The 14549-nt window shown below is 32.2% G+C and carries 16 protein-coding genes; 2 read left to right on the top strand and 14 right to left on the bottom strand.

The window, feature by feature from the left end:
* Positions 1-3: 3 nt before the first annotated feature.
* From galU to pseG, 11 genes are read right to left on the bottom strand one after another with little or no spacing between them, the layout of a single operon-like run.
* Positions 4-879, bottom strand: a complete 876-nt coding sequence (gene galU / locus HUS24_RS10855; RefSeq protein ID WP_173912028.1) for a UTP--glucose-1-phosphate uridylyltransferase GalU — start codon at positions 877-879, stop codon at positions 4-6.
* Between the two features lie 24 nt (positions 880-903).
* Positions 904-1530 (bottom strand): sugar transferase, encoded by a 627-nt coding sequence (locus tag HUS24_RS10850; protein ID WP_173912027.1) that lies wholly within the window; start codon positions 1528-1530, stop codon positions 904-906.
* Positions 1514-2674, bottom strand: a complete 1161-nt coding sequence (locus HUS24_RS10845) for a glycosyltransferase family 4 protein (protein WP_173912026.1) — start codon at positions 2672-2674, stop codon at positions 1514-1516. The genes HUS24_RS10850 and HUS24_RS10845 overlap by 17 nt, the downstream gene beginning before the upstream one ends.
* Positions 2664-3758 carry a glycosyltransferase gene (locus HUS24_RS10840; RefSeq protein ID WP_173912025.1) on the bottom strand — a complete coding sequence of 365 codons (1095 nt, stop codon included), beginning with the start codon at positions 3756-3758 and terminating at the stop codon, positions 2664-2666. Before HUS24_RS10840 ends, HUS24_RS10845 begins: the two co-directional genes overlap by 11 nt.
* Complete coding sequence (locus HUS24_RS10835) at positions 3755-4792, bottom strand: EpsG family protein (RefSeq protein WP_173912024.1); 1038 nt, start codon at positions 4790-4792, stop codon at positions 3755-3757. The genes HUS24_RS10840 and HUS24_RS10835 overlap by 4 nt, the downstream gene beginning before the upstream one ends.
* The gene (locus HUS24_RS10830; protein WP_173912023.1) at positions 4782-5858 is read right to left on the bottom strand and encodes a glycosyltransferase family 4 protein; all 1077 of its coding nucleotides are present in this window, start codon (positions 5856-5858) and stop codon (positions 4782-4784) included. The genes HUS24_RS10835 and HUS24_RS10830 overlap by 11 nt, the downstream gene beginning before the upstream one ends.
* A 13-nt stretch (positions 5859-5871) precedes the next feature.
* Complete coding sequence (locus HUS24_RS10825) at positions 5872-6753, bottom strand: polysialyltransferase family glycosyltransferase (RefSeq protein WP_173912022.1); 882 nt, start codon at positions 6751-6753, stop codon at positions 5872-5874.
* Positions 6754-6812: 59 nt separating this feature from the next.
* Positions 6813-8012, bottom strand: a complete 1200-nt coding sequence (locus HUS24_RS10820) for an oligosaccharide flippase family protein (protein WP_173912021.1) — start codon at positions 8010-8012, stop codon at positions 6813-6815.
* 2 nt (positions 8013-8014) lie between these two features.
* A complete protein-coding gene (pseI, locus tag HUS24_RS10815) occupies positions 8015-9064 on the bottom strand; it encodes a pseudaminic acid synthase (RefSeq protein WP_173912020.1) in 1050 nt (349 codons plus the stop codon).
* A gap of 2 nt (positions 9065-9066) precedes the next feature.
* Positions 9067-9561 carry a UDP-4-amino-4,6-dideoxy-N-acetyl-beta-L-altrosamine N-acetyltransferase gene (gene pseH, locus HUS24_RS10810; protein ID WP_173912019.1) on the bottom strand — a complete coding sequence of 165 codons (495 nt, stop codon included), beginning with the start codon at positions 9559-9561 and terminating at the stop codon, positions 9067-9069.
* Positions 9558-10643: a UDP-2,4-diacetamido-2,4,6-trideoxy-beta-L-altropyranose hydrolase gene (pseG, locus tag HUS24_RS10805; protein WP_173912018.1), complete on the bottom strand. Its 1086-nt coding sequence runs from the start codon at positions 10641-10643 to the stop codon at positions 9558-9560. Before pseG ends, pseH (HUS24_RS10810) begins: the two co-directional genes overlap by 4 nt.
* Before the next feature lie 69 nt (positions 10644-10712).
* On the opposite strand from pseG, the gene pseH (HUS24_RS10800) reads away from it, so the two are divergent.
* Together pseH (HUS24_RS10800) and HUS24_RS10795 are read left to right on the top strand one after the other, a co-directional pair.
* Positions 10713-11255 (top strand): UDP-4-amino-4,6-dideoxy-N-acetyl-beta-L-altrosamine N-acetyltransferase, encoded by a 543-nt coding sequence (gene pseH, locus HUS24_RS10800; RefSeq protein ID WP_173912017.1) that lies wholly within the window; start codon positions 10713-10715, stop codon positions 11253-11255.
* A complete protein-coding gene (locus HUS24_RS10795; RefSeq protein ID WP_173912016.1) occupies positions 11248-11664 on the top strand; it encodes a MaoC family dehydratase in 417 nt (138 codons plus the stop codon). Before pseH (HUS24_RS10800) ends, HUS24_RS10795 begins: the two co-directional genes overlap by 8 nt.
* A 2-nt stretch (positions 11665-11666) precedes the next feature.
* Here HUS24_RS10795 and pseF read toward each other — a convergent pair whose 3' ends face one another.
* The 3 genes from pseF to pseB are packed head-to-tail and all read right to left on the bottom strand — an operon-like array spanning position 11667 to position 14522.
* Positions 11667-12359, bottom strand: a complete 693-nt coding sequence (gene pseF / locus HUS24_RS10790; RefSeq protein ID WP_173912015.1) for a pseudaminic acid cytidylyltransferase — start codon at positions 12357-12359, stop codon at positions 11667-11669.
* A 1-nt stretch (position 12360) separates the two neighbouring features.
* Positions 12361-13521, bottom strand: coding sequence for a UDP-4-amino-4,6-dideoxy-N-acetyl-beta-L-altrosamine transaminase (gene pseC / locus HUS24_RS10785; RefSeq protein WP_173912014.1), 1161 nt, complete (start codon positions 13519-13521; stop codon positions 12361-12363).
* A 2-nt stretch (positions 13522-13523) separates the two neighbouring features.
* Positions 13524-14522 carry a UDP-N-acetylglucosamine 4,6-dehydratase (inverting) gene (gene pseB, locus HUS24_RS10780; protein ID WP_173912013.1) on the bottom strand — a complete coding sequence of 333 codons (999 nt, stop codon included), beginning with the start codon at positions 14520-14522 and terminating at the stop codon, positions 13524-13526.
* Positions 14523-14549: the final 27 nt, after the last annotated feature.

Below are 14549 nucleotides of genomic sequence, written 5' to 3'. Positions count from 1 at the left end.
TATTTATAGCTTTAATTCTTGAATCAGCTGTTTAAATTCAGCACCTAACTTTGGATGTTCCACACCATAATGTAAAACTGCTTTTAAATAGCCAATTTTGCTACCGCAGTCAAAAGTTTGACCTTTCATACGATAGGCTTCAACGGTTGCTGTATTTTGTAATGCAGCAATTGCATCTGTCAGCTGAATTTCATTACCTGCACCTTTTGGTGTATTTTCTAAAAGCTGCATAATCTCAGCAGGCAAAACATAACGACCTACAACAGATAAATTTGAAGGTGCAGTGCCTACCGCAGGTTTCTCAACAATCCCTTGCATTACAATGCTTTCACCTTCATTGGGTGATTGAGCAACATCTACAATTCCGTATTGATCTACTAAATGATCGGGCACTGCTTCAACCATAATTTGCGCAGCATGAGAGGCTTCAAAACGTTGAATCATTAAAGATAAATCATTTTTATCGTCTGTATCTTTTACCAATACATCAGGTAGCAATACCGCAAAAGCTTCATTTCCAACAATATTTTTAGCACACAGTACTGCATGCCCTAAACCTAGCGGTTGAGGTTGCCGTACACTCACCACACTGACATTTTTAGGTAAGATATCTGTAATTTCTTTAAGTAAATCATATTTTTTTTTGTTTTCTAAAGTGGTTTCTAACTCAAAATTACGGTCAAAATAATTTTCAATAGACGCTTTTGATGAATGTGTTACCAAAATAATTTGTTCGATCCCAGCAGCAACTGCCTCTTTGACCACATATTCTATGGCTGGACGATCAACTACTGTCACCATTTCTTTAGGAATAGATTTGCTTGCAGGTAAAAAACGCGTACCTAAACCTGCCACAGGAAGAATTGCTTTTTTGATCATAACTTAATTTACTGACACTTGAACTTATTGGTGAGAATGCGGTTTTGAATTTGAAGAACTATTACTACCAGAAAAACGTTCAGCACCCACTTGCTGATCAGGTGCATTAATTCCCTCTTTCTTCAGCATAACTTCTACTGTTTTAAACATAATTTTAAAATCCAATAATGTTGACTGCCTCTCTACATACTCAACATCTAGATCAAACTTTTCTTCCCAAGATAAGTTATTTCGCCCACTCACTTGTGCCAATCCAGTCATTCCAGGTTTTACTTCATGGCGACGCATTTGATGTGGTGTATAGTGATCTAAAAACTCTTTCATTTGTGGGCGCGGACCAACAATACTCATATCACCTTTTAAAACATTAATGAGCTGCGGCATCTCATCCAAACTCGTTGAGCGTAGTTTCTGTCCAAAAGGCGTAATGCGTTGATCATCAGGTAAGGGATTACCATCTTTATCAAATGCATCTTTCATGGAGCGGAATTTAATCATTTTAAATAATTTCCCATTTCTACCTGGACGTTCTTGATAGAAAAAGATAGGAGAACCTAAGTTCTGACGAACTTTATTTGCAACCAATAAAAAAATAGGTGACAAAATGATTAATGCCATCAAAGAAATAATAATATCAATTAGTCTTTTCATTTGGTTCCTTTAAACCCATAATCTCTATAAGTTTGGAATTTACTTTATCTGCATCAAATTTTTCTTGAGCTATTTTATAACTCTCTAAACCCATTATATTTACCTGATCAGGGTTTTCTATAAAATAACACATTTTTTCTGCTAATGCTTCCGCATCCCATCTCGGAATAAGAAAACCGTTGACACCATCTAATACAGTTTCACGACAACCAGGTACGTCTGTTGTAATGACTGGGCGACCTATTGCCATTGCTTCTTGCGTACTACGTGGTACTCCTTCTCTATATGATGGCAACACAAATACACTAGAGTCTGTTATCCATTGATTTACATTTGTTACATAACCAGGATATTCAAATAGTTTTTCTTTAATGAAGTGATCTAATTGTTCTTGTTTTAAGGCACCCATATTTTCATGATCAATTGAACCTAAAATAGTAAAATGAGCTTTAGGATATTTTTGCTTTACAATTCGAATTGCTTGAATAAGTTCAAATACCCCTTTTTCTTTCAACAATCGACCAATGAATAAAAATCGAATCGGGTCATTTTTTGCAACAACATACTGATAGTCTTTTAGATTCAGACCTATTCCACCTAAAATATGTACTTGTGGAACTTCTATTCTATATTTTTGAATTAGGTCCTTCTGGTCATCTGGATTTAGAAAAATCATTTTATCCAAATGGGAAACTGAGATTTTATAAAGTAAAATTTGTATGTTTTTAATAATTTTAGTTTTGGTTGTTTGTCCCTCAGGTTGGTCTGTAAATGTATACCCCAAACCTTCAAGCATCCCTATACTTATTGGTATTTTTGCAGCTTTTGCAGCTAATGCACCATAAATCACAGGTTTTGCAAAGTATGAAAAAACCACATCAGGTTGTAACTCTTTGAGTATACGCTTGAGTTGCAAAAATGAGGCAATATCAGCAAAAGGATTTAAACCGCCACGACTAAGTTGATAAGTAATCGGTGTTGCACCTAAAGCTTTAATTTTCTCTAAGCATTGATCTGTATATTCGGATGTTAAAGCATAAACTGTGTGTCCTTGTGCAACTAAAGTTTTAATTAAATCTGCTCTAAATCCATAAAAACTTGAACCTGTCGTACCAACGAATGCAATTTTTTTATTATTTTTCATAAACTTCAATCCATTGGTTTAAAATTTTATCTAATGCATAAGTAGATTTAACATAATCTAATGCCTTTGTATTATTTATAATTAACTCTTCTGTATCTTTATTTAACGCTCCAACAATGGCTTTTCTTAATTCTTCAGAATTTTCCGGTGGAACCAAAATTCCGTATCCCCCCATAACCTCTTTCACTCCACCACAATCTGTTGCAATAACAAAACAATTACAAGCCATCGCTTCAGCTACAACTAAGCCAAAGCCTTCAAATTTAGAAGATAAAACGAAAATATCTGCAGCTGACATTAAAGTCGGAATATCATCACGGCGACCTAATAATTTAACATGATTAAACAACTGAAGTTTTTCAATTAAATTTTCTACTATTGGACGAAGTTCACCATCTCCAGCAATAACTAAATAAGGTATTTCTTTAATATTGTTATTATTTATTAATAATTGAAATGCCTTCAATAAGTTAGGATAATCTTTCGCCTCGTGAAATCGCCCTACAGCTAAAATCAAAGGATGCTCTATTTCAATATTTAATTCGTGATATAAAGATTGTTTTGCATATTCATCATACTTAAATCGATTTAAATCAATCCCATTATAAATAGTTTGCATTTGTCCTTGTGGAACAGCACCTAATTGCTCAAAACTCTTAACAGCAGATGTACTTACATTTGTTGTAAGGTCTGCTAGATGATGTGTAAATTTATAAGCCAGCATTCTTAACTTCCCTCCCTCATTATTACTATGAGCTGTACAAATTAGCTTTGGAACAGAGAAAAATTTTCGTGAAATACGTGCAAAAATATTTGCATGTACCATATGTGCATGCACAACATCAGGCTGAAATACTTGAATAAGCTTTTTATAATTTTTGTATGCTTTTTTAATATTTTTTATTGATTCAAACTCTAAATAAACTAGATCAATTGCCTTATTTTGTGGAATTACGACTACCTCTCCTTTTAAATAGGCAATTTTTACTTGATGTCCACATTTAAGCATCTGATCAGCGAGATCAACAACTACTTTTTCAGCACCACCACCACCAAGACCTGTAATCAGATATAAAATTTTCATAAACTAAAGAAATCTCTACAATATTCTAAAAACTCTTCTTTTGCTTCCAACTCATGTATAACCAATAAATCATTATAAGAGCCATTTAAAAATAAGAATAAAAAAACTATTAAAACAATAGAAACCATTAAATAATCTTGTAACCTAGCACGACTTATTAATAAAAATAAAACAAAAGGAATAATAGTATTAAATAAACGACCAGAAATAGGGGTTAAAAAATAGGCTGTTAAAAACATCACCAATCCAATTAAGGAAAACTCATATAACTTTTTATTTTTTTTCTCACCAAATAAATATAAATATATAGCTAAAACAAAGAAAAGTAAAAAAGCGCCTCCGCCTCGACTTACCTCCATGTTTTGTTGATATTCATCCCCCTGCCTTAAACCAAAAAACTGTGCTAATAAAATTGAAAATATTGATACTGTAGCCATTAAAATAAAATTTAGGGATAATTTAACTTTAAAATCAATTTTCGAAAAAAATATGAAGTTAAGAATAAAAAATATAAAAAATATAAAAAATATAGAGTGAATAAAAGCTAAGAAAAACAAAACTGCTGCTATAATTTTATCATTTTTCACTAGAAGAAATGAAATTATAAATATACCTGTAGCCATTCCTTGTCTTAATACAACAAGCTCACTTTGCAACATATATGGAATAAGTATTGATAAAATCAAGCCTAAAAAAAACATTAATATATTTTTTGAATAATAAGCCAAACCAATGAAAAAAGAAAACACTAAAAAAAAAGAAAAAATATGTGGTATTATCTCCACATCAAAATACAATGATAGCTTATCATTTATTAATAAAAAAATTGGCTCATTAAAATATAACGATATACCCTCATACTTATCTTTAATAATACTGGCCATATTTGCATAGATAAGATAATTATCTCTATCTCTAAACCAATCATTTGGCATTAATGTAATAAAAGGAATATACAATATGCCAACCAGTGAAATAATCAGAAAATTAATCACTTGAAGATAGGTAAACTTCCAATTATTATCAATCTTCAATTACTTTACTCCAATGCTGGATAATATTTTTAATATTAAAACCATCACTTTTTTCAAATGAAGCCTGAATAAAGCTTTCAAAATAATCTGTATGGACTAAACTTACAATGCTTTCTGTAAGTGACCTAATATCTTCTTTCTTAGTCAAAAAACCATTTTTACTATTTACAATAACTTCAGCAGGTCCAGTATCACAATCAAATGCTACAATTGGCAAGCCATAGCTTTGCGCTTCCAACAAGACCATTGGCAATCCTTCAAACCGAGAACTCATACAGAAAAAAGAAGCTTTTCTATAAAACTGATCCATATTCTTTTGTTGTCCAACAAAATCAATAGATTGATCTACCTTGTAGTCAATCGCCATCTGTTTAAGCATTTCTTCATCTTCACCAGTGCCCACAATCGTAATTTTCCAACCCACTAACGTATCAGCAATCTTGGCCCAAGCAGGAATAAGCAGATCAAAACCTTTTTGATAAGTCAGCCGTCCTACACATAAAATATTTTTATACTCTAATGATGGTACATTATCTTGTAGTGAGAAGGGGCTAGGATTAGCGATCGCAATGACTTTATTCGTAGACGTCAACCCAAAATTTTCATCCCAAAAGCTCTTATCACGCTCTGTTAATGTAACGATTTTATCACACCACTTCGATGCCATCCAACGTCCTAAATCGCGAAACTTAGAACCTAAATTTACTTTTAAATTAAAATGTTCCCAACAGATATGCTTTATGTTCAGCCCTAACAATGCAGGAACAGTAAAAACACAAGAAATACTATCTACAACAATTAAGGTATCTATTTTATTATTGATACAAAATTGGCGTATTTTTGAAACTGCTGAAAAAAAATTTTTCCGCATTGAAATTTGCTGTGGAAATAGTGAGGTAACGTTAATTTTACTATCTAAAACAAAGAAAGATTGATCGCCATCCCATAAGCTCAGAATAGAAACCTCATAATTAGCTTTCGCTAGTTCGTTTGCAATTAAAGTGGTGACTCTTTCTGTACCGCCTGAATGATTTATACTACCAATTAAAAAAGCTATGCTAGACATTTAATTTAACTCTTTAAAATAATTCAAAAGGGATACAATACTTTGAGAATAATACCTTTAAATTTTCATCTAAACTTTCAGAGTCATTATAATCTAAAATATAACTAGGAATATTAATTAAAGCATTCGCCAAAAGTGAACTTGTAGAGTTCTTAGAAATTAAGGATATAATAGGATACTTCACTATATATTCCTCCAACATCCCATCAAATTCTAAAACCTCAAATCCATTACTTTCATAATCAAACATATGTTCCGCAGGATGTTTTTTTATTAATAAAGAATAACCTTTATCTTCTACTTTACTTTTTATTGAAGTTAAAGATTTTTTTAAATCAATTTCACTAACTTTATTTAGCTCTAAAAAAGGTTGTGAACAATACAAAACCACATTTTCCTTTTTCAAAAACCTCTCTTCATCAGGTATTCTTTTTAAAACATTCACAAACGCATTCTTAAAATCAATATTGACTATATAGTCTTCTTTATTAAAAAAGTTTAATTTTTTAATTCTGCCAAAAAAAAATATTTCAAAAAAAATACTAAGAAAAAACTTAACAAAATAATTTCTATAATAGACAAAATTTTTTTCAATTTTATTTATTTTAATTAAATGTTTTTTAGTTGAGTATGTTGATATTCCTTCATCAATAAAATAAATATTTCTTATATTATATAGTTTTTTTAATACTGCTTTAAAAGCATATGCATTAATAAAAACAAAATCAAATTTCATTTTTTTATTATTCAATAGAATACTATCTATATCACTAATTTCAAAAAAGGTAACACCCTGCTTTCTACAAAAATCTAAATATCTTTCTGGTACATTCCTAGACTTTAAAAAACCTGAAAGCCCAACGTAAGCCGATCCATATGAATCTCTATTAGCCATATAAATAGTCATGAAATTCATTAAATGTAAAGGACTTATAATTGAAAAACCTAAAAGTATTATTTTTTCTTTATTACATATTTCCATAACATCACAACCATTAAAAGATTTGATAAGATTAGCGCATAAGGAATATATTCTATAGAATACTGTCCTAAAACAATCATTAGAACCACATAGAATATTGAACTTATAAAAGTAACGCTAGCAATTAACTTATTTTTAGCATGAAAAAACAAATAATTAACTAGCATTAGATAAGGTAAATTCGCACCATAACCTAACAAATACATTACCACGTAATACTTTGATTCTACATACTTTTCACCCAAAAACCATACATAAAAACTTTCGGGTAACACAAAACCAATTAAGGCAGGAATTATACACAATGGCATACAAAGAAGTGTGTATTTCTTGATAGTTTGTATAGATAATTTTTTTTCTTTTAAATTTTGATAATAATATGGCACTATTGCTTTATTTAGAGCCATTAATACAATAGGTAGCACAGCAGCCACTTGCACTCCCGCCGAGAAAATTCCCAACTCAGCTTTCGAGTAGTGTTCATAAATAAACAAACGATCCAACTGTCCTTTTATAAAAAAGCTCGATTGATGCAAAATCAGCGGCACACCAAAAGAAAACAAATACAAAACACTGAGTTTTAGTCGGTTTACTGTCAGTTTATTTTCAGTAGAAAATAAATTTCCTAGCACAACGCTAGCAATAAAGAATGTTAATGCATTTGCAACAACAATTGCTAAAATTCGATAGGCAACTAAGTCTTCACTAAATAGCTCTAAAGCAGCCACCGTAAAAACAACATTAGTAAGGGAAAGTATGATTTGGATTGTTATATATTTGAAAGGTTGTTTTTGGCACTGACGCAAGGCCAACTGTACATTAACAAAAGACTGAAACATGGTTGCGAGTACAATATATGCCATAATTTCAGCTTGGAAAAACCAACAGCCTAAAAGTAGTATTGCTGAAATCACAACATTGTATAAATAACCTGCTGTAACTACAGTATTTAAAGCTTTTTCACCATAAAAGTAAAAATAACGAGTAACCGCCCCTTCCTGACTTAGCCCAATAAAAATTCCAAATAAAGCCAACCAAGTAAGATAATAAGATAACTCACCAAAGCCTTCAGGTCCCAATTTTCGGGTTAAATAAGGCAACATGAGAAAAGGGAGACTTTTTGCAAAAAGCTCCCCCGCTAAATAAATAAAACTGTCTTTTAAAATACGCATTATTATTTAAATAAATCTAAACGTGTCGCAGTATTTTTTTCTACATCTTGCACTAAAGTTTTACCTAAAATTTCATCATAAGACTTAGGGGCTAAGCCAAAGCCAGGACGGACACTACGAATGCTAGATTCATCAACAACTTCCCCAGCTTTCATATCTTTTACAAAATAAAGAGAACGTCGGAACTGTGCATTGCCTTGCTCACTTGATTTACGACCATAATCTACTTTACCTAGCGCTTGCCATGCTGTTTTTGAACCTGTGCATAGTTGCTTCAGCTCACCAGGCTCCAGTGAAAAACTATCATCTGGTCCACCACCATTACGATCCAAAGTAAAATGCTTTTCTATTACACAAGCACCTAACACGACAGAAGCAATGGCAGTTGTATTATCTAAAGTATGGTCAGATAGACCAACTGGCACATCAAAACGCTTTGCCATATCTTGCAATGTCAACAAATTATAATCTTCTGCAGGAGCAGGATAACCACTCACACAATGTAAAACGACAAGTTCTTTACAACCACCATCATAAGCAGCTTGAATTGCTTCTGAAATTTCTGCCTCATCAGCCATACCCGTTGAAATAATCATAGGTTTGCCTGTCGATGCAACATATTTAATCAAAGGCAAATCAATTGCTTCAAAAGATGCAATTTTATAAGCAGGCGCATTTAAATCCTCTAATAAGTCCACTGCTGTACGATCAAAAGGTGAACTAAACATCGTAATATCTAATTTACGTGCATAATCAAATAAAGGTTTGTGCCATTCCCAAGGCATATGTGCTTTTTCATAAAGCTCAAATAATGATTGCCCATCCCAGAGACCGCCTCGAATCATGAACTCTTCATTACGACTGTCTAAAGTAATAGTGTCTGCTTTATATGTTTGTAGTTTGATCGCATCTGCACCACAAAGTTTGGCTTGTTCAATAATTTTTAGAGCAGTCTCTAAACTACCATTGTGGTTTGCAGATAGCTCAGCAATGATATATGGAGGAAAATCAACTCCAATATCTCGTCCATTAATCTGAATTTTTTTATTCATCTTTATCTCTCTAACCATTCTGATTTCAATAGCCCGAATTGAAAAATATCAAACTCTCCACGACTATCTTTAAAATGTTGTCTAAGCAAACCTTCTTGTTTAAATCCCAACTTCAAATGAAAAGAAACTGATCTTTCATTAAAAGCTAGAACCTGCCCAAATATTTTCTGAACACCCAAAATATCAAATGCATATTGAATTGCTGTTTGTCCCAATATCATACCCACACCCTTCCTAGCATTAGGTTTAATATAAAACCCCCATTCGCAAAAGTGTTTATCAAGATGAAATGAAACAAATCCCATTGGCTCATTATTATAATAAAAAATGAAACCTAATTGCTGTTGAGATGTACTTAAGTCATTATACCATTTTATATGCTGATCTAAACTTATTTCTTGTGAAGAATACATCCATTTTCTAACACTTACATCATTTCGCCAACTCAATAGCATTTCTAAATCATTTAATTCTATTTTTTTAAGTTCAGCTTTCATCTATATAACAACTCTATAGCAGATAAAATTCTATTTGCACCCTGACCATCAATCAACTGAAGACAACGCTGACTCATTTCTCGTAATCGCATACTTGATAATTCCTGTATCTTTAAAATCAATCCTTCTTCTAAATTTTCACTTTTAAGCATTTTTGCAACACCCAATTGATCAAGGTCATTTGCTAATTGAATTTGATTTTGTGCAATACATATTAAAACTGTAGGTAAACCTAAACAACATCGCTCCCATGAGGTACTTCCAGCAGCACCAATTGCTATATCTGCATTTAGCATGAATTCATGAATATTACTTACTCCTACATGAATATTTATTTTGTTTTTCATATTTTTTGTCATTTTTTGTATGCTTTCAATCCAAGGGGAAGTAGTACCCAAAATTACGTCAAAAATCACATCTTTTTTATTATAGTCATTTTCCAAAATCTGAAGTATTTTTGAAGTCAAATTATCTTTATCCACCCCACCTAAGTTAATTAAAATTTTTTTAATATCATTTGGATTTCTTATTTTAGTTGCTAGTTTATGAAAACATGTAAACTCTGGACGTAAGGGTACAAACTTTACACCTATTAACAACTGACATGTTTCATTAACCAAGCCATCATAATCTTTATCTTTACGAGATAGCCCACTATCTATTAATAATTCAACATGATGTTTTCTATCTGCCAAATCATCAATTGCTATCATTTTATGCGAAACAGAACGTATAATATTTTCCCAAGATTGGGATAAAGCATAATGATCCACTATTACAATATTATTGTCTCTATCGCTTCCCTGAATAAATCTTAGACATTGTTTTGCATCATATTCTTGCGTACTTTGCAACCAACTTGAATGATAAAATTCATTATTTTGAAAATTTATTTCGGGTTCAATTACATCTACATCATAACCACTTCTTTTTATAAATTGAATCAAATTTCCATCCAAATTTTTACAGAGAAATCTACATGATTCACCTTTATTTTTCAATAGGTTAGCAAGAGTCAAACATCTCATTACATGCCCACTTCCTATACTGATCGAAGCATCACATCTAAAAAAAAAATTCATTTTTAACCCTAATATTAAATTTTAAGCTATATTAACATTTTCTAGTTTAATTAAAGATTTCAAATACAAATGAATGACATTACTTTAAAACCTTTATCTGCCTCAGATTTAGAACTGGTAAGAAATTGGCGAAACTCATCAGATGTTTCCAAGTATATGTATACTGATACTTATATTACTGAAGAAAATCAAAAAAAATGGTTCAATAAGGTTAAAGATGATCCTACTTCTAAATACTGGATTATTGAGTATCAAGAAAAGCCCTTAGGTTTGGCAAGTATTTCAGAAATCAATAGAAACTTAAGTAGTTGTTTTTGGGCTTTTTACTTAGGTGATACATCTGTACGCGGAGCTGGAATTGGTTCAAAAGTTGAGTTTAATATTATTGAGTATGTGTTTAATGAACTTAATTTAAATAAATTAAGATGTGAAGTTTTCTCTTTTAATGGAAAAGTCATTGCAATGCATGAAAAATTTGGCTTTGTTAAAGAGGCTTTTTTTAGAGAACATTGTATTAAAAATGGAGAAAAAATTGATGTTGTTGGGCTAGGACTCATCAAAAGTGATTGGGAAAAATGTAAACAGCAATTAAAAGAGAAAATTTATGGATAACCTATTAAATTATCAATACCGTGAAGATTTCCATTTTACTCAAGAGCATGTAATCCTTTTTTCCGAGGCTTCTGGAGACACAAACCCTATTCATTTAGATGATAAATATGCATCTAATACTATTTTTAAACAAAAAATTATTCATGGTTTTCTAGGTGGTAGTATTTTTTCTAAAATTTTAGGAACTAACTTTCCAGGCGAAGGCACTATTTATTTAAAACAAACTCTTTCATTTAAAAGACCAATGTATATCAACACAACTTATACAGCAATAGTAGATGTACTTGAAATTGATGAAAATAAAAGTCGTGCAAAAATATCTACCAATATTTTAGACACTAATGGAAATATAGTCATTACAGGCGAAGCTCTTGTGCAACACACAATTTTTAAAAAGAATAAGGTATAACCTTATTCTTTTAACAACGCCTGACCAATTAACTCTGCCCTTTTCCAGTCTTCTAGAGTATCAATATCTTGTACTCTAAATCTAGGAAGCTCAATGATCATTGATTTATTAGAGAATACAGTAGATTTACTCAGCCAAGCCTCTGCTGTTCCCCAATAAAACTGTCCAGCATCATGCCAAGCTTCTTGTAAATCTTGCGAACGTGTATTGAAATACTCAGGTGAAAACATTTCAACACGATCATTTTCCGTCAACTTTATTGCACGTTGAATTGGAAAAGGAAAAGTCGTAGCACTAAATACATAATCAACTTTTTCAGACTGAATAAGATTCAAGCCACTCAACAAGTCTTGCTGGATAACAAATGGAGCTGTAGCGTATAAACAACATACATAATCTGGGCAAACTTGCTTTTCTTCTTCAAAAAACTTTACAGCATGCTGCATAACATCAGCAGTAGTTGCAAAGTCATCTGATAACTCATCTGGCCTTAAAAATGGAACTTTCGCACCGTACTCCTGCGCGACTTGTGCAATTTCAGCATCATCAGTAGACACCCATACCTCATCGAAACAATTACTTTCTAATGCGGCTTCTATAGACCAAGCAATCATTGGTTTCCCATGAAATAGCTTAATATTTTTACGAGGAATGCGCTTACTTCCGCCTCGCGCAGGAATAACAGCGAGTTGCATTTTAGACCAATACCTCTTTCAAAGTTTGGTAAATATAATCAATTTGCTCTTGAGTTAAATCTGGATACATTGGCAAACTAATTGCTGAAGCATAATATGATTCTGCTTCAGGGAAATCACCCTGCTTAAATCCAAGGCTTTCATAATATGGCTGAGTATGCACAGGAATATAATGTACATTTACACCAATGCCTTTCTCACGTAATTGCTCAAATACTTCTTTACGTGTTTTACTTATTTCATTAAGCTTCAATCGTATTACATATAAATGTAATCCTGAATATGTTTCAGGCAATTGATATGGCAAAATAACAGGTAAATCTTTCAAAATTTGATTATATATTTTTGCTATCTCATGACGCTTAGCAACAAATTGTTCTAAGCGATGCATCTGAGAAACACCCAATGCAGCCTGCAGTTCAGTCATACGGTAGTTAAAACCAAGATCAACTTGCTGATAATACCAAGGACCTTCAGGTGCTTTACTCATTAATTCTTGATTACGTGTTACACCATGGCTTCTAAATAAATCCATTTTTTGAGCAAGTTCAGCATTATTTGTTAATGCCATACCGCCTTCTGCTGTAGTAATAATTTTTACAGGATGAAAACTAAAAATAGTAATATCAGAATATTGTCCTGCACCTACATAAGACTCCTGGTATTTACCACCAATCGCATGTGATGCATCTTCAATTATTTTAAAACCATATTCTTGTGAAAGTGCATAAATTTCTGCCATATCACAAGGTTGACCACATAAGTGCACTGGTACAACAATTTTAGGTAATTTATTGTCTTTTTGTGCTTGTTCTAATTTCAGCTTTAAAGCAGTTACAGATATGTTATATGTTTGAGGATCAATATCCACAAAATCAACATCAGCATTACAATATAATGCACAGTTTGATGAAGCCACAAAAGTAATAGGAGATGTCCACAGGATATCTCCCTTACCCAATCCCAACGCCAAACAAGCAATATGTAAAGCAGACGTTGCACTATTAACCGCTAAAGCATGTTTTGCCCCAACTAATTGTGCCACTGACTTTTCAAATGTAGGCACTTGAGGACCTTGTGTTAAAAAGTCAGATTGTAAGACATCGACCACAGCATCTATATCTGCCTGACTAATATTTTGTTTGCCGTATGGGATAAACATTTTTAGATATTTCCTATTTTTTCAGCGTTTGCAACTAACCATTTTTGAAGATCATCTGAACTCATCCAATCTACATTGTTATCGCTTGAATAATGGAAACCTTCTGGTACTTTTTTACCATCTTTAATACGTTCTGCTGACTCAGCCCAATCATTAATTACTGGTAAAATTTTATAATGTTCAGGATATTCAAATGTATAGTATGAATCTTCCACACTAATCATTTGTTCATGAAGTTTTTCACCTGGACGAATACCTACAACTTCTTGCGTAGCCTCTGGTGCAACAGTTGATGCTAGATCTGTTACTTTCATAGACGGGATTTTTTTCACATAAATCTCACCACCGACCATATCATCAAAAGCATGCCAAACCAACTCAACACCCTGCTCTAAAGAAATCATAAAACGTGTCATGCGATCATCAGTAATTGGTAATACACCTTTATCTTTAATAGACATAAAGAATGGAATTACTGAGCCACGAGATCCCATTACATTTCCGTAACGAACAACTGAGAATTTCGTACCATGTTCGCCAGAATAAGCATTACCTGCAACAAAAAGCTTATCTGATGCAAGCTTAGTTGCACCATATAAATTAATTGGACTACTTGCTTTATCAGTTGAAAGTGCAACAACACCTTTTACTTTTTTATCAATACATGCATCAATCAAATTCATAGCACCATTGATATTTGTTTTGATGCATTCAAAAGGATTATATTCAGCAGTTGGTACAATTTTTGTTGCCGCAGCATGTACAACATAATCCACGCCATCTAAAGCACGATATAGACGTTCTTTATCACGTACATCGCCAATAAAAAAACGAACACGTGGATCATCTTTAAATTTTTTAGCCATTTCCCATTGTTTCATCTCATCACGAGAAAAAATTATAATTTTTTTAGGATTATATTTTTCCAATGTCATAGGTACAAATGTATTACCAAAAGATCCTGTACCACCTGTTACTAATATTGTTGAGCCTTCTAGCATTTTTTCCTCTAGCTTTGTTTCAAATTA

The organism is Acinetobacter sp. Marseille-Q1618 (assembly GCF_902809855.1).
Taxonomy (GTDB): Bacteria; Pseudomonadota; Gammaproteobacteria; order Pseudomonadales; family Moraxellaceae; genus Acinetobacter.
The sequence above is the reverse complement of the archived record's forward strand: the minus strand, read 5'-3'. Positions and strand labels throughout refer to the sequence as shown.